Genomic DNA, 17,896 nt, shown 5'->3' with positions numbered 1-17,896 from the left:
CAGCCGACGACCCCGGCGCCGCCGCCGAGTTCTACAGCGCGCTCCTGGGCTGGAGCGTCGACGCTCCGGCCGACGACGCGATGGGCTACCGGATCGCCATGAAGGACGGCCGCCCGGCAGCGGGGATCGGGCCCAAGCCGATGCCGGAGATGCCGAGCAACTGGTCGACGTACTTCGCCGCCGCCGACGCCGACAAGACAGCCGAGGCGATCAAGGCCGCCGGCGGCTCGCTCCACATGGACCCGTTCGACGTGGAGACCGAGCAGGGCAAGCACGGCCGGATGTTCTTCGCGACGGCGCCCGACGGCGCGTCGTTCGGCGTGTGGGAGGCGGCCGGTCACATCGGCGCCGGCATCTACAACGAGCCGGGCGCCTACGCGTGGAACGAGCTGCACTCCCACGACCTCGACAAGGCGAAGGCGTTCTACACCGAGGTGTTCGGCTACGAGTACGACGACATGTCGGGCCCGGAGTTCACCTACCTGATCTTCAAGCTCGCGGGCGCCGAGGCGGGCGTCGGCGGCATGGGCACGGCGGCGATGCTGCCCGAGGGCGTGCCGTCGGTGTGGCTGACCTGGTTCGCGGTCGACTCGTGCGACGCGGCCGTCGCGCGCGTGGAGGAGCTCGGTGGCTCGCTGGTGATGGCGCTGGGTGACTCGCCGTTCGGCCGGATGGCGGTCGTCAGCGGCGCGCAGGGCGAGACCTTCGGCGTCATCGGCCTGTCCGAGGCGGTCGGGGAGACGCCCACGTCAGACTGACCCCTATGGGTCAAGTCCCCTCTGCCACCCGCGCCCTGCGGGTGCTGCGGTTCCTGGCCGCGCAGCCGGAGCCCGTTCCCCTGGAACGGGTGACGGCCGCGGTCGGGATCCCGCGCTCGTCGGCCTACCACCTGCTCACCGCGATGGTGGAGGAGGGCTTCGTCGTCCACCTCGCCGACGAGCAGCGCTACGGCGTCGGAGTCGCGGCGTTCGAGGTCGGCTCCGGCTACTCCCGCCAGGCCCCGCTCCAGCGGATCGCCCGGCGCCCGCTCGCCGCGCTGGTCGACGAGGTCGGCCAGTCCGCCCACCTCGCGGTCCTCCACGGACGCGACGTCCTCTACGTCCTGGAGGAGCGCGCCCCCGGCCGCCCTCCCCTGGTGACCGACGTCGGCGTACGCCTGCCCGCTCACCTCACCGCCAGCGGCCGCGCCATCCTCGCCGCCCTCCCCGCCGCCCAGGTCCGCGCGCTCTATCCCGACCGCTCCGCCTTCGTCGACCGCACCGGCCTCGGCCCCCAGTCACTCACCGCCCTGCGCACCGTCCTCACCGACACCCGCCAACGCGGCCACGCCCGCGAGGACGGCGAGGTCACCGAGGGGCTGGCCTCGGTCGCCGCCCCCGTCCTCGACCACAACCACCACCCCGTCGCCGGCGTCGCCGTCACCTTCCTCGCCGGCGCAGCCGACCCGGTCGCGTTGGCCACCGCCGTCACCCGCACCGCCGGCTCCCTCGGTCGCCGCCTCGGCGCTCGCTGAGCTCCGACGACGTCATTGCGGAGGCGGATACCGGTGTGGTCGGCGTCATGCGCGTTTGGTGGCCTGCGTCATAGGGCCCAGCGGGAAGTCGGTTCCACACTCGAGATGACAGAGGAGCAGTCATGATCCTGACTTTCTTGATCATCTTCGCGTTGGCATCGGCCTGGGACGTCGTGCACGCCAACCGTGCACTCGACAACATGGTCAATCCCGGGCAGAAGCCCACCTTCTACAACTGACCTGGGTGCGCTGCACTCGATGCCGTCGTCCACGCGGACGCCGACATCGGCGCCCGGCTACCGCTCCGCGTGCTGCTTCAGCCCGTCGTTGAGGTTGTCGTGGTGGGCCTGGATGGCAGCGCCACTCATCAACGCCTTGAACACCGGGAAGAACACCCCGGTGACCTCCTCGGTGTGGGTGACCAGGCAGGTGCCGTCGGCCCGCGGCTCGATCTCGAGCGAGCGGTCCCCAGCGAAGAACCGGTCGTGCGCGATGTTGCCGTGCCAGGCGAAGCGGCGGCCGGGATCGACCTCGACCAGCGTGACCTTCACGTTCACCGACGGTCGCCCCGGCATGACGAGCTTCACCGCGCAGGTGCTCCCGGCCTTCAGCTCACCTTTGATCGACGGCACCGAAGGATTCCACTCCGCCCACCCGTCGAAGTCGCTGATGACCTCCCACACCCGGTCCGCGCTCGCCGCCACCGGGAAGGTCGTCCGATAGATCGCCATGGCGCGACGATAGTGCGACCCTGCCGTGATCGCTCGTCTCTACGCCGGGTGCCAGTCGGGCGGGTACCGGCGGGAGAACTCGGCCGCCCGCGTCCACTCCCCGTCGTAGGTGAAGGTCTCGTCGTCGGGCACCTCGTCCGACACGTCCTGCCACTCCTTGACGACGCCGATCTCCGGGTGCTCGGCACGCACGAGGACTCCGCTCGCGGCGTCCACCGTGAGCAGGCACTGCGCGCCCTCGACCTCCGGCGCCACGAACCGCCACGCGGCGCGACCGTCGTGCTCCGTCGGTTCGACGGTCGACTCCACGATCGTGGCGTCGGTCAGGAGCCAGGATCGCCAGTACGCATCCGGGTCCGGCCTGGTCAGCGCCGACAGCTCGAAGACTGTCGGTGCCACAGCGTCATCCTCGCGCACCGACGGTCTGCCGGGCGGTCAGCGGTCGGCGACCCTGACGTCGACGTCGACCCCGTCGTCGGCGGAGCCGATGATCCCGCCCAGCACCCCGACGAGGATGCCGATCGCGATCAGCCCTCCGATCGACGCGCCCTCGCGCGCGGGCGGCCGCGTGCGCTGCCAGGCGTACCAGGCGGTCTGCCGGAACGTCAGCAACCCCGCGAACGACGTCCCGGCGGTCGCGAGCGAGAGGACGGCGATCGTGGCCTGCTCCACGTCGTCGGCCAGCAGCAGGGCGACGAACCAACCGACCGTGCTCAACGCCAGCAGGATCCAAGCCAGCGCGACCCGGATGGGTCGGGCCCGCACCACGCCGACGGACACGAACCCCACGATGAGTGCGCCGAGCACGACCGACCCGAAGAGTGACACCTCGTTGTCGCTGCGGATCCCCTGGCGGAGCAGCAGGACCACCTGGCCGGCCAACGAGGACCAGGCGACCACCCAGATCGATCCCGGGAGGGGTGGCGCAGCTGACGGCTGCTCGACTCCCCGATGGTCGCTCACGGCGCCATCCTTGCACCGGCGCACAGAGGTTGCCGGATCCGGTCCGGTCGTCGCGTCAGCCGAAGGTCAGCCCGTAACGCTCGATGATCGGTCCGGTCGCGTCCATGTCGGCCTCGCAGCCGAACGGCTCGATGAGCGGACCGAGGTCGATCTCCTCGGTCGCCGTACCGATGATCTTGAACGCCTCCTCCAGACCACCCGGGGAGATCAGCTCCAGCATCCGCGCCGGCTCGTCCGCCGCGTTCCAGAAGGTGTGCCACTCCCCGCGGGGCTTGAAGACCAGGTCCCCGACCTCGGCGACGTGCTCCTCGCCGGCGGCCCAGAACCAGACCCTTCCCTCGAGGATCATGCTGAACTCGTCCTCCTTGGTGTGCCGGTGGACCGGCGCCGCGATCGCGTGGGGCGCGAGGAGGTGCTCGACGACGGCCATCCCACCACCCCACGCCTTCGAGTCGACGAGGAAGCGGTCGCGTACGCCGTTCTCGGCGCCGAGGATCAAGCCCTCGCCCGCCCGGATGATCCGTTGTTCCATGGACGGAATTGTGGAATCCGCTCCCCTGCGAGCGCTATCCCGGAAATCTGGTACCCATGACGGACCACGAGCGGCACCTGGCAGACCTCGCCGACGTCGCGCGGTCGGGGCTGGACCTCGTGACGCTCTGGCGGGAGGCCACGCCGGTCCTCGCGAAGGCCGTCCCCCACTTCCAGTCGCCCTGCTTCTTCACCGTCGACCCGTCGTCGATGCTGACCACCAGCCACTTCCAGGAGGGATTCGGCGAGATCCCCACCGAGTGGCTCGCGAAGGAGTTCGAGGCACCCGACTTCAACTCGCTGACCGAGGTGCTGCGGTCGCCCTCCGGTGTCGGCACGCTGGCCGATGCCACCGACGGCCAGCCGGAGCGGGCACCCAAGTTCCACGAGGAGATGCAGCCCTACGGGTGCGAGCAGGAGCTGGCGTTCGCGCTACGGACGACCCGGCGCGAGTCGTGGGGGGCGGTCAGCCTGTATCGCGAGCAGGGCCGCCCCCAGTTCACCGAGGCGGACAAGGCGTTCGCGGGAGCCGCCGGCCGGATCCTGGCGGACGGTGTGCGGTTCGCACTGCTGCTCGCCCAGGGCACCGAGCCCGACCTGCCGGACCCGCCCGGCGTGCTGCTCCTCGACGAGGACCTGCGCAGCACCTCCGCGACCCCGCCGGCGGTCGAGTGGCTCAGGGACCTCGACGGGACCGTCGAGCGGCTGCCGGCCGTGGTCGCTGCGGTCGCCGGCGCGGCCGTGGCGCGGGAGGGCGAGGCCAGCGCCCACGTGCGGTCGGCGCGCGGGACCTGGGTCGTCGTCCACGGCTCGCGCCTCGCGCCCAGCCGGGAGGTGGCGGTCGTGCTCAGCGCCGCCGACCCGACCCACCTCGCGCCGCTGCTCATGCGGGCCCACGGCCTCACCGACCGGGAGCGGCAGCTGGTCCACCGGGTGCTGACCGGCGCCTCGACGACCGTGATCGCACGCGACCTCGCGATCGCCGAGGACACCGTCCAGCAGCACCTCAGCAGCGTCTTCAACAAGACCGGCACCCGCAGCCGCGGCGAGCTCGTCGGCCTGCTGTTCCGCCACCACTACGAGCCGCGCGTCCGGGACAACGAGGTCCGCACCACGACCGCACGCCCCGTGCGCAACGGTCCGATGGCGGCGCCGGGGACCTAGGCGGTCCCAGTAACGTCGACCGCATGACCTCCCCCGCCGTCAGCGAACCGGCCCGTCCTCGTCGCGGCTCGCTCGACTGGTGGGTGCGGTCGAAGGACGGGCGCCTCGCGATCGCCCAGTTCCCCAACCCGGCGATCTTCGTGTGGCTGGCAGCGGTGGGTCTGGGGCAGCTCGACCTGTCGGAGCCGGACGACCGCACCCTCGGCGGGATCCGGCACGGCGCGCTGCTCGTGTGGGGACTCGACGAGCTCGTGCGGGGATCCAGCCCGTTCCGGCGGGTGCTCGGGGCCGGCGTCCTGGCGTTCCAGCTGTGGTCCCTCTGGACCTGAGGAGATCCTCGGCCACGACGGACACCGGCGGGCCCGGTCGCTGACCGAGCCCGCCGGGCAACCCCTGCCGATGTGGTCGGACCACTGTTCACGGATCACGGTCGCCACACAGGATCAAGACCTGCCGTAGCCCGTCCGCCCCAGGGGTGAGGCGAGACGTCGAGGCTACGTCCGACCACGCCGTTCACGCGAGCGAGTTCTCGGCCCTCACGAGGTGGTCGTGCGAGGCCTGGGCGCGGGCGATCACGGCGGGTACGTCGACGTCGACCAGGTGGCCGTCCCGCTTCACGGGTCGCCCGGCGACGTACACCGACTCGACGTTCTGCGGGCCGGCGGCGTGGACGACGGCGGCGATCGGGTCGCCCACCGGCGACAGGTTGGCGAGGTCGGTGCGCAGCAGCAGCACATCGGCCTGCTTGCCGACCTCGAGGGTGCCGATCCGGTCGCCGAGGCCGATCGCCCGGGCGCCGTCGACCGTGGCCAGCTCGAGGACCTCGCGCGCCCTCATCGACACCGCGGCCAACGTCTCCCCGCGAGCGAGGGCCGCGGCGTGGTCGCTCCCCCGCTGCAACGCGATGGCGACCCGCATGGCGCCGAACAGGTCGCCGCCGACGTTGGTGCACACGTCGGCCGAGATGCCGGTAGGGATCCCTCGTGCCCGGAGCCGGGCGGTCGCTGGCGGCCCGTGGCCCATGTTGGCCTCGACCTCCGGCGACACCGACGCGCGGCCCCCCGCCGCGGCGATGAGGTCGAGCTCGACGTCGCTCAGCATGTTGCAGTGGACGTACGTCGTGTCCGCACCGAGCAGTCCATGGCGGCTCAGCTCCGCGACACCGCCCTGGGTGCCGCGGAGACCCCCACCGACGTGGACCGTCACCGGGACACCCAGCTCGCGCGCCAACGCCCAGTCGGACGCGCAGTTGTCGATGCTGGTGAACTCGGGCCCGCGCACCGCCATCGCCAGGGTGACCCGCGCGCCGTCGTCCGCGGCGACGCCGTTGCGGAGCCTGGCCACGTCGCGCGTGTGCGGCCCGACGTCCTCACGCAGCGCCTGGGCGTTGGTCGCGCCGTACGCGAAGACAGCCCGGCCGCCGGCAGCACGCAGCGCCTCCCACGCCGCGTCGGCGTGCTCCGGGCTGTGGAGGTTGTGCGACCAGTCGACGACCGTGGTGATGCCGCTGTCGAGGGCCTCGACCGCCCCGAGCAGGGTGCCCGCACCGATGTCCTCGGCCCGGAACAGCCCGCCGTACCGGCCACGCATCCGCGCGAAGTACTCCCCCAGCGTCCAGTCGCACGCGATCGTGCGGAGCGACGACTGCCACAGGTGCCGGTGGCTGTCGATGAGCCCCGGCAGCACGATCCGGTGCCGAGCGTCCACGACCTCGGCGCCGGCCACGTCGTCGACCCGCCCGACCGCCGCGATCCGGTCACCGTCGATCAGCAGGTCGCCCCGTACCGGCTCCGAGCCCGGCACCATGGTGACGAGCCAGCCCCCACGCAACAGCGTCTTCCGGGTCACCCGCTCATGATGGCGTGCACCCGGGACCGCGTCGATCACCACGCTGCGGCAGCGCTTGTGCGGTTCTCCACCGGCACGACGTGCCGGTCCAGCACCGCACAGGCCGGACGACGTACGGTCGGAGCATGAGCGAGCCGGGGAAGGACCTCGCGGTGCCGGCGGGACCCGGGCTGCCGACGGGGGCGACGATCCCGGCGGGCGAGCTCGTCGAGCGGTTCTCGCGCTCCCCCGGGCCCGGCGGGCAGTCGGTCAACACCAGCGACACCCGGGTCGAGCTGCTCTTCGCGCCCGGGACGTCGGCCGCGTTCACGGCGGCACAGCGGGACCGGCTGCTGCGCAACCTCGACGGCGTGATGACGCAGGGGCAGGTCGCGGTGGTCGCGTCCGAGCACCGGTCCCAGCTGCGCAACCGGGCTGCTGCGCGTGACCGGCTGGTCGCGCTGCTGCGCGAGGCCGTCGCCCCGCCGCCACCACGGCGACGGCCGACCAAGCCCTCGCGCGCCTCGCAGCGACGCCGCGTCGAGGCGAAGAAGCAGGCGGGGCGCACGAAGGCGCTGCGAGGACGGGTCCGCGATGAGTAGGGCACGGGTCCTCGCACTGGTGCTCCCGATGACGTTGGCGGCCGGGTGCTCCGACGACACCGCGGAGCCCCAGTCCGAGCTGACCGACGAGCTCGCAGCGCACGACGGCCGGCCGTGCCCGGACGAGCTGCCGGTCGGCGACGACCCGGACGGCTACGGGTTCGGCACCAACGAGCCCGCCGAGGAGCGCCCCTCGATGCTCTCCCCCGAGAAGGTCTGGGTGTGCAAGTACTGGGCCGGTGGGCAGTCCACCGGGAGTCACCAGACCTACCGGTGGCAGCTCGAGGGCGAGCCTCGCAAGGTCGGCGAGGACGTCCGCGGCGCCCTGATCGAGTTCCTCGACGAGCTCGAGCCCGCCGAGGAGGACCGCGCGTGCACCGCCGACCTCGGACCGCGCTGGATGGTCTCCTACAGCCACGAGGGAGACCTGACCGGCGTGGTCATCGACGACTTCGGGTGCGACGAGGTCCGGCTCACCGACGAGCCGTTCGAGAAGGCGCCGGGTGACCCGGACCAGGAGGGCACCGTGCCCGGCGTACTGGCAGGACCCACGCGGCTCCTGCTCGCCGCCGTCGACGCTCGCTGAGCCCCGTCAGCTGCAGGGGGCCCCTTCGCAGCACGGCCGGATGTAGCCGCAGCCGTCGCAGCGCTCGTGGGAGGTCTCCCAGCGCATCAGGGTGCTGCAGTTGGGGCAGGGCTCGGTCAGGTCAGCCACGGCGGCAGCCTAGATCGGCGGACCCCGGAAGGCCGGGCGACACGACGAGCGGGCTCAGCCGATCGCGGCGGTCCCGAACGCGACGTTGAACTGGTCGCACCAGATGACGACCGACTTCATGTCGGTGAGGTCGGCGTCGGCGGGGATCTCGTAGTTCTGGTCGCCGATGTTGCCCTTGAGCTCGCCGAGCCGGACGTAGTCACCGTCGTCGTAGGTCATCCAGGAGTCGAAGCAGCCGTCGCAGCCGCCGCCGGACACCTGGTCGGTGATCCAGACGTGGACGTCGGGGCCGTTGGAGGTCTCGAAGTCCTCGAGCCGCAGGTAGCGGCTCCCGTCGGCGCGCAGGTAGATGATGGCGCGACCCGACGTGCCGTGCTCGGCGTCGATGAACTCCGCCGACGCGAGCTCGACCCGCTGCTGGCCCTCTTCGGTGGCTTCGGTCTCGGGCTCGATCGTGGTCCCCGGCTCGGTGGGGAACGACGTCTGCCCGATCCCGTCGGTCGCGGTGGCGACCACCTCACCCGCCTCGTCGGCCTCGGAGACCTCGTCGTCGATGAAGAGCAGCCACGGCTGGAACAGCAGCAGCCCGACCACGAGGACCACCACGCAGACCGAACCGATGCTCAGCCAGATCGTCTTCTTGCGACTCACGGTGTCTCCTCAGGTCAGCAGCAGGGCATCAAGCCGGCGACGTACGACGAGCAGGCCCACTACACCCATCACCAGAAGGTAGGCCACTGAAACCCCTGAGGCGACAGAAACCGTCCCGGTCGTGAGCTCACGGCACAGGACGACCCCTCGATACAGGGGCGTGCACTCGACGATCCAGCGCACCGGCCCGGAGTAGGTGTCGATCGGGAAGAACGTCGCCGAGAACAGGAACAGCGGCAGCTGGACGAGCGTGATCTTGTCGAAGTCCTGGAAGTTGCGCATCCACGTCGTCGCCGCCATGCACACCGCGCTGAACGCGAACCCGATGAGCAGCACCGCGGGCAGGGCGAGCAGCGCCCACCACGAGTCGATGAGCCCCATCGCGAGCATGACCAGCAGGAACATCGTGGCGTACGACGCCCCGCGCAGCTGGCCCCAGGCGATCTCGCCGCGCGCGATGTCACCGGTGGTCAGCGGGGTCGCGAGCATCTGGTCGTAGAGGCGGACGTACTTCAGCTTGAAGAAGACGTTGTACGTCGAGTCGATGAGCGCCCCGTTGAACGCCGACGCCGCGAGCATCCCCGGCGCCACGAACGCCGCGTAGGAGACCTCCTTGCCGCCGACCTCGAAGCCCGAGACGAGCGCGCCGACGCCGATCCCGATCGAGAACAGGTAGAAGACCGGCTCGAGGAACCCGGTGAGGAAGAGCTTCCAGGCGTCGCGGTAGACGACGTAGTTGCGCAGCACCAGGAGTCGGGTGGCCGCCGCGGCTGTCAGGGGCTGCACCTGGGTGGTGTCGGAGGCGAGCGTCGTCATGACAGCATCCGCTTCGTCAGCCCGCTGACGGCCAGCCGCCATCCGAGCAGCATCAGCGCCACCAGCACGACGACGTTGACGCCGGCGAGCCACCAGGTGACGTTGTCGAGCGCGAACATCCGCGACAGGTTGACTCCGTGCCACAGCGGCGTCAGCCGGGCGACCGACCCGCCGACGTCGCCGAGGTTGCTCACCGGGAAGAACGCGCCGGAGAACAGGAAGAGCGGGAAGACGCCGAGCCGGAACAGCACTCCGAACCCCTCCTCGGAGCGGAGCCGGGTGGAGAACGCGTAGACCAACGTCGCGAACGTCATCCCGCACAGGACCTGTGAGCCGAACGCGAGGAACGGCCCCCACCAGGACTCGTAGATCCCGAACGGCGCCATCACCAAGGCGTAGAGCCCGCAGGTCGCGGCGAGGTGCAGCGCGACCGACATCAGGTGAGCGCCGACGACGTGGCGCGGCCCGAGCGGCGTCGCCAGCATCGACTCGTAGATCCGCTGCCACTTGATCATCCCCATGACCGGATAGGTCGTCTCGGAGACAGCGGTCTGCATGGCGTGGGCGGCGATCAGGCCCGGCACGACGAAGGCGAGGTACGACGTGGCCCCCTCCATCACATCGGGATCGGCGTCGACGAAGCCGCCGAGCAGGACGCCCATGGCGAGGACGTAGAGGAACGGCGAGAGGAACGAGGACACGACGACGCCGCGCCAGGTCCTCGCCCAGAGGACCGCCCAGTAGTCGACCTGTCGGCGTACGCCCTCGATGAACGGCAGGTCCCGCGACGCCGACAGGGTGAGGGCCGCCATCAGTCGACCAGCGTCCGGCCGGTGAGCCGCAGGAAGACGTCCTCGAGCGACGAGCGACGGACCAGTGTCGCGAGGGGCTGGAGCCCGCGCTCGTGGGTCTTCGCCAGCACCTCCTCGCCGTCGTCGGTGTAGACGAGCAGCCGGTCGGGAAGCACCTCGACCCGCTCGCCGAGGTCGGCCAGCGCCTCGGCGTGGTCGCCGTGCTCCCCCACGCCGAACCGCAGCTCGGCGACCTCGCGCGTGGAGTGGGCGCGGATCAGCTCGAGCGGCGCGCCCTCGGCGACGATCACGCCCTTGTCCATGACGACCAGCCGGTCGCAGAGCTGCTCGGCCTCGTCCATGTAGTGCGTCGTCAGCACCAGCGTGACGCCGGCCTGCTTGAGCCGGAAGAGCTGGTCCCACAGCAGGTGGCGCGCCTGCGGGTCGAGGCCGGTCGTGGGCTCGTCGAGCAGCAGCAGGTCGGGACGGTTGACGAGCGACCGGGCGATGGTCAGTCGCCGCTTCATCCCACCCGAGAGCTCCTCGACGCGCGACTTCGCCTTCTCGGTGAGCTTGGCGAACTCCAGCAGCTCACCCACCCGGTCGCGCACGACCTGCTTGGGCAGCCCGAAGTAGCGCCCGTAGATGTAGAGGTTGTCGAAGACGTTGAGCTCCTGGTCGAGGTTGTCCTCCTGGGGACACACCCCGAGCCGGCCACGGATCGCCGGGCCGTCGACCGCCGGGTCCATGCCGAGGATCCGCAGCTCGCCCTCGGTCACGGGCGACACGGCCGCGATCATCCGCATCGTCGACGACTTGCCGGCCCCGTTGGGTCCGAGGAACCCGAAGGACTCCCCCTTGCGCACCTCGAGGTCGATCCCGCGGACCGCCTCGAACGACGCCCCCGAGCTCTGACGGAACGACTTGCGCAGCCCGCGAGCCACGATCATCGCGTCGACCGCTGTCGCAGGGGCGTCGTCGCGCTGGCCGGCGCTCTCGGAAAGGGTGTCGCTCACCCGACCGATACTAGGGAGGCGCGGCGACAGCGGCCCGCGGTCAGGCCTCGGCCCCGTCGGAGCCGACCTCAGGTACGGCGCAGCCGCGCGAGCCACCAGTCGAGCACCGGGTCATCCGTGTCGATGCCGTACGCCTCGGTCATCGCCCGTCCAGCCTCCGCGATCTCACCCGCCCGGGCAAGGTCGGCACCCCGCACCCAGGCACCCCCGTCGAGCGGCAGCGGGAGGGCGGCGAGCTGGCGAGCGCTGATCTTGATCGATCCCGGTGTCAGGCCGGTGCCGACGTAGCGCGCGGCGGCATCGGCGACGACCGGCGGGGCGAGCAGCACGGCGAGGACCCGCCACAGGTCGGCCGGGTCGTGCGGGACCACCGACAGCACCGGCACCGACGGGAGCCAGGCACCGGTCTCGTCGACGACCGCCTCGATCACCCGGCCCTGCCCCGCGACGAGCACCTTGGGCACCAGCCGGCTCGCCGCCCACGCGCCGAGCCTGGCGTCGGCGGCCCGGAGCCCGTCGACGTCCACCACCGGCGCGTCGTACCGCTGGCGCGCGAAGCGGGTCGGTCGACGCCCCCACTCGCACGCACCGGGCTCGATCAGGCCGCTGGTGATCAACGGGGTGCCGGGTCCACCGTCGCTGACGTGCGGCACCAGCCCGTAGTACTGGTCGCGGAAGTCAGCGGTACAGGTCGCCAGGTCACCGACCGTCCCGCCACCGGTCGTCAGCGTCACCGCAGGGATCCCGAAGGACGGTGCCGCCCGTCGTCCCCAGTCATCGGGACCGGGACCCCCGTGAGCGCCGATCCGCACGACGGGCACGCAGGCGAGGACGCTCGTTCCACGGAAGACCGGTGTCGCCGCGACCCACAGGTCCTCGACGGCGCCGGTCGCGGCCACCTCCGCCCGGACCGGCCCGGCGTCGCGCGCGCCGAGGACCGACAGCGGCTGGACCAGCGCGACGGTGCCGCCGTCCCGCACGAGGCCGAGGGATCGGTGCAGGAAGGCGGCGCTGGTATCGGTGTATGCCCCGAGACCGCCGCGCTGGCCAGCGGTCCGGCTCTTCAGCTGACCCAGGAACGGCGGGTTGCCGATGACGGCGTCGAAGCACGAGCCCTCCCACGCGGTCAGCCCGTCGGCGACGCGGACCCGGGCCTCGATCTCGGCCACAGGTACCGCGGGATCCTCGGCCTGCAGGCGCAGCCGGGCGATCCGGACCGCCTCGGGGTCGAGGTCGGACCCGTGCACGGAGCGTACGTCGCCCAGCCGTCGGGCAGCCGCGACCAGGAAGTGGCCGGTGCCGCACGCGGGGTCGAGGACCGTCGCCGGCGTGGAGCCGAGAGCGCGGTCGAGGATCCAGTCGACCAGCGCGGGCGGGGTGTAGAACGCGCCGCGCGACCGACGTTCGTCGGCGAGCTCGTCGACGAGCCGGTCCTCGTAGGACGTGGCCAGCGCCTCGGTCCGCGCGCGCTCGTCCACGCGCGCAGGTTACCGGCGTCCGGGGACGGAGGTGTTATAGTCACTTTGACTACAACAAGGAGCCCTGTCGTGACCGACCGCACCGGCCTGCTGACCGACCGCTACGAGCTCACCATGCTCGACTCCTGGGTGCGCGACGGCTCGGCCGGCCACCGCGCGGTCTTCGAGGTGTTCGCCCGCCGACTGCCCGAGGGGCGTCGGTACGGCGTGCTGGCCGGTCTCGGGCGGCTGCTCCCCCTCATCGACGCGTTCACGTTCGACGGCGACGAGGTCCAGTGGCTGCTCGAGCAGGGCGTGGTCGGCCCGCAGACCGCCGACTACCTGCGCGACTTCCGGTTCGAGGGCGACATCGACGCCTATCCCGAGGGCGACCTCTACTTCCCGGGCAGCCCGATCCTCACCGTCCGCGGCACCCTCGGCGAGTGCGTGGTCCTCGAGACCCTCGTCCTCAGCGTCCTCAACCACGACACCGCCGTCGCGTCGGCGGCGGCGCGCATGGTGACCGCAGCAGCCGGTCGGCCGCTCATCGAGATGGGAGGACGTCGTACCCACGAGCAGGCGGCGATCGCCACCGCCCGCGCGGCCTACCTCGTCGGCTTCGCCTCGACGAGCAACCTCGCGGCCGGGCGCCGCTACGGCATCCCGACCGTCGGCACAGCGGCGCACGCGTTCACCCTGGCCCACACGAGCGAGGAGGCGGCGTTCCGCAGCCAGGTCGAGGCGCAGGGCGCGGGCACGACGCTGCTCGTCGACACCTACGACATCGCCGAGGGCATCCGGACCGCCGTGCGGGTCGCCGGCCCCGAGCTCGGCGCGGTGCGGATCGACTCGGGCGACCTGGCCGAGGAGGCCGTCAAGGCACGCGCGCTCCTCGACGAGCTGGGCGCGACCGCCACCCGGATCGTGGCGACCAGCGACCTCGACGAGTACGTCATCGCCGCGCTCGGCGACGGACCGATCGACGGCTACGGCGTCGGCACCCGCGTCGCCACCGGCTCGGGCCACCCGACGGCGAGCATGGTCTACAAGCTGGTCGCGGTGAGCGACTCGCCCGACGGGCCGCTGCGCGCGGTGTCGAAGAAGTCGAAGGACAAGGTGTCGGTCGGCGGCCACAAGACCGCCTGGCGCACGTACGACGACGACGGCGTCGTCGCCCGCGAGTTCTTCACCGTGCCCGGCGACCCCGAGCCGGACGGTGCCGAGCGGGTGCAGGTCCCCGTCGTGCGCAACGGCACCACCGTCCACGCCCCCGGCACACCCGAGGTCCGCGCCTTCGCCGCCGCCGCGTTGCAGCGACTCCCCCACGACGCCCGTGCCGTCGCGGCCGGGGCGCCGTACCTGACCGTCCACCACGAGAACGAGGAGGAAGCATGAGCACCACGCCGACCCAGCCCACCCGGGCCCTGATCGTCGTCGACGTCCAGAACGACTTCATCGAGGGCGGCTCGCTCGCCGTCGCCGGCGGCCGAGCCGTCGCGACCCGGATCAGCGAGCACCTCGCCGCTCACGCGGGCGACTACGTCGTGATCGCGGCCTCGCGCGACTGGCACAACGCGGGCGAGACCAACAGCGGCCACTTCCACGCGCCGGGCGAGGACCCCGACTACGTCACCACCTGGCCGGTCCACTGCGTCGCGACCGAGGGCGGCTCGGACTACGCGCCCGAGCTGGTCACCGACGCCGTCACCCACCACGTCCGCAAGGGCCAGGGCGTCCCGGCGTACTCGGCGTTCGAGGGCATCACCGACGACGGCGCGGCGCTCGCCGACGTGCTGCGCACCGCGGGCGTCACGGAGGTCGATGTCACCGGGATCGCGACCGACTACTGCGTCCGGGCGACCGCGCTCGACGCCCGCGAGGAGGGCTTCAGCGTCCGCCTGCTCGACGGCCTGCACGCCGGCGTCGCTCCCGAGTCGAGCGCCGCCGCGATCGACGAGCTGCGCGAGGCAGGTGTCGTGCTGTGAGCGACCACCCTCCGTTCGCCGTCGCGGTCGACCTCGCGATCTTCACGATCCGCGACGGGGCACTGGCGGTCCTGCTGGTCGAGCGTGGGGAGGACCCGTACGCCGGGTCCTGGGCGCTGCCGGGCGGCTTCATCGAGCCCGACGAGGACGCCGAGCAGGCGGCCTGGCGCGAGCTGCGCGAGGAGACCGGCGTCCAGCAGTTCGCCGGCTACCTCGAGCAGCTCCGCACCTACTCGGCCCCGGACCGCGACCCCCGGATGCGGGTCGTGTCGGTCGCCCACGTCGCGCTCGCGCCCGACCTCCCCGAGCCGGAGGCCGGCACCGACGCAGCCGACGCACGGTGGTGGGTCGTCGACGACCTGCTCGCCGAGGGCGCGGCCGAGGAGGCGCCCGAGCTCGCCTTCGACCACCGTCAGATCCTCGTCGACGCCCGCGAACGGGTCCGGGCCAAGCTCGAGTACACGACGTTGGCGACCGAGTTCGTCGCCGAGCCGTTCACGCTGCCCGAGCTGCGGCGGGTCTACGCCGCGGTGTGGGGCACGCCGCCCGACCTCGGCAACTTCCGACGCAAGGTGCTGGGGACGGAGGGCTTCGTCACGCCGACCGACGCCCACGGTTCACCTGCCGGCTCCGGCGGTCGCCGCGCGCTCCTCTACCGCCGAGGACCCGCGACCGTGGTGTCGCCGCCCATGGTCCGCGGCTGAGCCGAATCCGGACCTTCCTGAGCCGAATCCGGACCTTCCTGAGCCGAGTCGTCACTTGTCCCCGACAAGGCCGGGTCTCGACTCAGGTAGGTCCCGATTCGCGAGTGACGTCGGGCGGTCCACAACAGCCCGACGAGGCCCGAGGCCAGGGGGAGCAGGACCGCCCAGCCGGTGAGGACGACCAGCCCGGCCGATGCGACCAGGGAGACCACGGCGGCGACCCGCGCCCAGCCGGACGGCAGCAGCCGGACGGCGGCGGCCGTGCCGACGACGTACACGAGGGCGAAGGTCCCGTTGGTGACGAGCAGGGTGGCGTCGGTGGGCTGACCGAGCAGCGCACCGCCGAGGGTCACCGCCAACCCGAGCCCGACCACGACCGCCAGGGCCCGGCGCGGCGTACGACGGCCGTCGCCGATGTCGCCCGCCAGCCAGCCCGGCATCGCACCGGTCATCGCCAGCGCCGCGCCGAGCCGCGAGGCGCCGGCGAAGTACGCGTTGATGGCGCCGATCGTGAGCAGCACGGCGATGACCGTCGTCAACGGTCGTGCCCACTCACCGAACGCGCCGGCGAGCAGGTCGGCCAACGGCGCCGGGCCCGACACCGCACCGAGCACCCCGACGGTCACGAACGCGATGCCGAGATAGAGCACCGTGACGACGACGAGGGTGGAGGCGGTCGCGCGGCCGATGTCGCGCGCCGGGTCGCGGTACTCCGCCGACAGCGAGCTGACGATCTCCCACCCCGCGAACGCCCACACGAGCAGCGCTGCGGCGCGGCCGACGCCCGACCAGCCCTCGGTGAGGAACGGCGTGAAGTGGTCGGTCTCCACGCGCGGCAGCGAGACGACGATCGACACGAGCAACAGCGTCGCGATGACGGCTGCGATGGCGAGCTGGACGCCGGCGGACACCTGGATGCCGCACCAGTTCATCACCGCGACGACGCCGATGACCGCCGCCGTGACGGCNCATCACCGCGACGACGCCGATGACCGCCGCCGTGACGGCGACCTCGGTGCCCCGACCGCCGCCGGTGGCGTCGGCGACGTACGACGCCGCGAAGCCCGCCGCGACCGGCGCCCCGATCGGGATCGCGAGGAAGAAGCCCCAACCGACCATCGTGGCCACCCGGTCGCCGAAGGCGAGCCGGGCGTAGGTGGCGACACCCCCGCCGTCCGGGTGCCGCGCGCCGAGCGCGGCGAAGGTCGCTGCGAGAGGGACGGAGACGACGAGGAGCGCGGCCCAGGCGAGGAGCGAGGCCGGACCGGCGGCGTCGTTGGCGAGGGCCGGCAGCGAGATGACGCCGGTGCCGAGCACGGCGGCCAGCGTCATCGCCGTGCCCTGGACGGCGGTCAGCGAGCCGGTGCGCTGCGGCGCCTCGCTCATGCGAGGGCCGCCGCTCGCGTGGCCACGTCGACAGGGACGTCGTCGTGGGAGTCCTCGGCGCTGACCGGGCTCAGGGCGACCCGCCGCAGCGGGATCTCGCCGGCCCACACGCCGAGCGCCAGGTCGTCCGGGTCGTCGACCGGTCCGCCGGCCCGGGCCTTCATCGAGGCCTCCTGGAGCGGCAGCGCGATGACAGCGGTGGCGGCCAGCTCCTTGCGGGTCGAGGCCCGCAGGGTGGCGGCACGGCCGGGCACCAGGTGGTCGACGATCAGGTCCAGCGCGCGGCCGCGCTCGGCGGCCTCCTCGACCAGCCGTGGCCGACCGATCACGACGGCGGAGCGGTAGTTCATCGAGTGGTGGAACGACGAGCGCGCCAGCACCAGTCCGTCGAGCTCGGTCACCGTGACGCACACGTCGGACCGGAGCGCGGCGCGCAGCCAGCCGGCGCCGGTCGAGCCGTGGAGATAGAGCGTGCCGCCCTCGTCGGGGCCGTCGGGGTCGACGGCGAACGCGGTCGGCAGGACCAGCGGGTACGACGCCTCGCCGCGGGTCACGGTCACGCGCAGGTGGGCCACGAGCGCGTCACCGAGGAGCGCGTGCAGCTGCGTGCGCTCGGCGACAGCGCGGTCGGAGAGCCGGGTCGGGGTGGTGCGGGGGGGTGGGCGAGAGCGTCTGCACAGGACTAGCCTGTCGCGTCAGTGGCCCGTCGTCACGGGCCACTTCTCAGCGATTCCGACAGGACACTTGTCATGGCCGTCCGCACCCTGCCCGTCCGCGTCGACCGGTGCCACGCCGAACCGCTCGGCGTCCAGCTCTCGGCCCAGGTCCGCGACCTCGTGGTCGCCGGGACGCTCGCCCCGGGCGACCGACTGCCCAGCACCCGCGCACTGGCGGCCGACCTCGGCGTCGCCCGCTCGGTCACCGAGCAGGCCTACGACCAGCTGCTCGCCGAGGGCTGGCTGACCACCCGCCAGGGTGCCGGGACGTTCGTGGCGTCCGGCGGCGTCCCGGTCGCCGTCGCCGGCCCCCGTCCGCCGCGCTCGG

Annotated in this window: 23 protein-coding genes and 1 pseudogene; 10 read left to right on the top strand and 14 right to left on the bottom strand. The window is 72.3% G+C overall.

Annotated elements, in window-relative coordinates; translation table 11 throughout:
• Both H0487_RS16795 and H0487_RS16790 read left to right on the top strand, forming a co-directional pair.
• A partial coding sequence (locus H0487_RS16795; RefSeq protein ID WP_183095378.1) for a VOC family protein occupies window positions 1-758 on the top strand: 758 nt, incomplete at its 5' end.
• A 5-nt stretch (window positions 759-763) separates the two neighbouring features.
• Window positions 764-1,513, top strand: a complete 750-nt coding sequence (locus tag H0487_RS16790; protein ID WP_183095377.1) for an IclR family transcriptional regulator — start codon at window positions 764-766, stop codon at window positions 1,511-1,513.
• Between the two features lie 296 nt (window positions 1,514-1,809).
• On the opposite strand, the gene H0487_RS16785 is transcribed toward H0487_RS16790, so the two are convergent.
• Genes H0487_RS16785 through H0487_RS16770 form a run of 4 tightly spaced genes read right to left on the bottom strand, consistent with a single transcriptional unit; the run spans window position 1,810 to window position 3,739 of the window.
• Complete coding sequence (locus tag H0487_RS16785; protein ID WP_183095376.1) at window positions 1,810-2,244, bottom strand: SRPBCC domain-containing protein; 435 nt, start codon at window positions 2,242-2,244, stop codon at window positions 1,810-1,812.
• A 39-nt stretch (window positions 2,245-2,283) separates the two neighbouring features.
• The gene (locus H0487_RS16780) at window positions 2,284-2,643 is read right to left on the bottom strand and encodes a hypothetical protein (RefSeq protein ID WP_183095375.1); all 360 of its coding nucleotides are present in this window, start codon (window positions 2,641-2,643) and stop codon (window positions 2,284-2,286) included.
• A 36-nt stretch (window positions 2,644-2,679) separates the two neighbouring features.
• Window positions 2,680-3,207: a hypothetical protein gene (locus H0487_RS16775; protein WP_183095374.1), complete on the bottom strand. Its 528-nt coding sequence runs from the start codon at window positions 3,205-3,207 to the stop codon at window positions 2,680-2,682.
• Between the two features lie 55 nt (window positions 3,208-3,262).
• Window positions 3,263-3,739, bottom strand: coding sequence for a cupin domain-containing protein (locus H0487_RS16770; protein WP_183095373.1), 477 nt, complete (start codon window positions 3,737-3,739; stop codon window positions 3,263-3,265).
• Between the two features lie 56 nt (window positions 3,740-3,795).
• Here H0487_RS16770 and H0487_RS16765 point away from each other — a divergent pair, with 56 nt between their 5' ends.
• Both H0487_RS16765 and H0487_RS16760 read left to right on the top strand, forming a co-directional pair.
• Window positions 3,796-4,902, top strand: coding sequence for a helix-turn-helix transcriptional regulator (locus H0487_RS16765; RefSeq protein WP_183095372.1), 1,107 nt, complete (start codon window positions 3,796-3,798; stop codon window positions 4,900-4,902).
• A 23-nt stretch (window positions 4,903-4,925) separates the two neighbouring features.
• Complete coding sequence (locus H0487_RS16760; RefSeq protein ID WP_183095371.1) at window positions 4,926-5,231, top strand: hypothetical protein; 306 nt, start codon at window positions 4,926-4,928, stop codon at window positions 5,229-5,231.
• A 184-nt stretch (window positions 5,232-5,415) separates the two neighbouring features.
• Here H0487_RS16760 and H0487_RS16755 read toward each other — a convergent pair whose 3' ends face one another.
• A complete protein-coding gene (locus H0487_RS16755; RefSeq protein ID WP_220793510.1) occupies window positions 5,416-6,750 on the bottom strand; it encodes an amidohydrolase family protein in 1,335 nt (444 codons plus the stop codon).
• Window positions 6,751-6,875: 125 nt separating this feature from the next.
• Here H0487_RS16755 and arfB point away from each other — a divergent pair, with 125 nt between their 5' ends.
• Together arfB and H0487_RS16745 are read left to right on the top strand one after the other, a co-directional pair.
• The gene (gene arfB / locus H0487_RS16750) at window positions 6,876-7,331 is read left to right on the top strand and encodes an alternative ribosome rescue aminoacyl-tRNA hydrolase ArfB (protein WP_183095370.1); all 456 of its coding nucleotides are present in this window, start codon (window positions 6,876-6,878) and stop codon (window positions 7,329-7,331) included.
• Window positions 7,324-7,917, top strand: a complete 594-nt coding sequence (locus H0487_RS16745; protein WP_183095369.1) for a hypothetical protein — start codon at window positions 7,324-7,326, stop codon at window positions 7,915-7,917. Before arfB ends, H0487_RS16745 begins: the two co-directional genes overlap by 8 nt.
• A 6-nt stretch (window positions 7,918-7,923) precedes the next feature.
• On the opposite strand, the gene H0487_RS23990 is transcribed toward H0487_RS16745, so the two are convergent.
• The 6 genes from H0487_RS23990 to H0487_RS16720 form a co-directional block, all read right to left on the bottom strand.
• The gene (locus H0487_RS23990) at window positions 7,924-8,046 is read right to left on the bottom strand and encodes a hypothetical protein (protein ID WP_281370724.1); all 123 of its coding nucleotides are present in this window, start codon (window positions 8,044-8,046) and stop codon (window positions 7,924-7,926) included.
• 54 nt (window positions 8,047-8,100) lie between these two features.
• On the bottom strand, window positions 8,101-8,697 hold the full coding sequence (locus H0487_RS23985; RefSeq protein ID WP_183095368.1) for a DM13 domain-containing protein: 597 nt from the start codon (window positions 8,695-8,697) through the stop codon (window positions 8,101-8,103).
• A gap of 9 nt (window positions 8,698-8,706) precedes the next feature.
• Entirely contained in the window at window positions 8,707-9,513 is an 807-nt protein-coding gene (locus H0487_RS16735; RefSeq protein ID WP_183095367.1) for an ABC transporter permease, read from the bottom strand.
• On the bottom strand, window positions 9,510-10,325 hold the full coding sequence (locus H0487_RS16730; protein ID WP_183095366.1) for an ABC transporter permease: 816 nt from the start codon (window positions 10,323-10,325) through the stop codon (window positions 9,510-9,512). Before H0487_RS16730 ends, H0487_RS16735 begins: the two co-directional genes overlap by 4 nt.
• Window positions 10,325-11,320 (bottom strand): ABC transporter ATP-binding protein, encoded by a 996-nt coding sequence (locus H0487_RS16725; RefSeq protein WP_446685577.1) that lies wholly within the window; start codon window positions 11,318-11,320, stop codon window positions 10,325-10,327. Before H0487_RS16725 ends, H0487_RS16730 begins: the two co-directional genes overlap by 1 nt.
• Before the next feature lie 68 nt (window positions 11,321-11,388).
• Entirely contained in the window at window positions 11,389-12,798 is a 1,410-nt protein-coding gene (locus tag H0487_RS16720) for an N-6 DNA methylase (RefSeq protein WP_183095365.1), read from the bottom strand.
• A 69-nt stretch (window positions 12,799-12,867) separates the two neighbouring features.
• On the opposite strand from H0487_RS16720, the gene H0487_RS16715 reads away from it, so the two are divergent.
• Genes H0487_RS16715 through H0487_RS16705 form a run of 3 tightly spaced genes read left to right on the top strand, consistent with a single transcriptional unit; the run spans window position 12,868 to window position 15,466 of the window.
• Window positions 12,868-14,172, top strand: a complete 1,305-nt coding sequence (locus H0487_RS16715) for a nicotinate phosphoribosyltransferase (protein WP_312855989.1) — start codon at window positions 12,868-12,870, stop codon at window positions 14,170-14,172.
• Window positions 14,169-14,762 (top strand): isochorismatase family protein, encoded by a 594-nt coding sequence (locus H0487_RS16710; protein WP_183095364.1) that lies wholly within the window; start codon window positions 14,169-14,171, stop codon window positions 14,760-14,762. The genes H0487_RS16715 and H0487_RS16710 overlap by 4 nt, the downstream gene beginning before the upstream one ends.
• Complete coding sequence (locus tag H0487_RS16705; RefSeq protein WP_183095363.1) at window positions 14,759-15,466, top strand: NUDIX hydrolase; 708 nt, start codon at window positions 14,759-14,761, stop codon at window positions 15,464-15,466. Before H0487_RS16710 ends, H0487_RS16705 begins: the two co-directional genes overlap by 4 nt.
• Here H0487_RS16705 and H0487_RS16700 read toward each other — a convergent pair.
• The 3 genes and pseudogenes from H0487_RS16700 to H0487_RS16695 form a co-directional block, all read right to left on the bottom strand.
• The gene (locus H0487_RS16700) at window positions 15,415-16,398 is read right to left on the bottom strand and encodes an APC family permease (protein WP_281370723.1); all 984 of its coding nucleotides are present in this window, start codon (window positions 16,396-16,398) and stop codon (window positions 15,415-15,417) included. The two genes, H0487_RS16705 and H0487_RS16700, sit on opposite strands and share 52 nt — an antisense overlap.
• Window positions 16,399-16,531: 133 nt before the next feature.
• Window positions 16,532-16,798 (bottom strand): annotated as a pseudogene (locus H0487_RS23980) (amino acid permease); the annotation flags it as partial.
• Between the two features lie 50 nt (window positions 16,799-16,848).
• Complete coding sequence (locus H0487_RS16695) at window positions 16,849-17,532, bottom strand: pyridoxamine 5'-phosphate oxidase family protein (RefSeq protein ID WP_183095379.1); 684 nt, start codon at window positions 17,530-17,532, stop codon at window positions 16,849-16,851.
• A 69-nt stretch (window positions 17,533-17,601) separates the two neighbouring features.
• Between H0487_RS16695 and H0487_RS16690 the strand changes: the two genes are divergently transcribed.
• Window positions 17,602-17,896, top strand: a 295-nt coding sequence (locus H0487_RS16690; RefSeq protein ID WP_183095362.1) for a GntR family transcriptional regulator, incomplete at its 3' end; no start/stop codon positions are given.

Source organism: Nocardioides stalactiti (genome assembly GCF_014180715.1).
In the GTDB taxonomy this organism is placed as follows: Bacteria; Actinomycetota; Actinomycetes; order Propionibacteriales; family Nocardioidaceae; genus Nocardioides; species Nocardioides stalactiti.
Note: the sequence above shows the minus strand (reverse complement) of the source record. Positions and strands in the feature narration are given on the sequence as shown.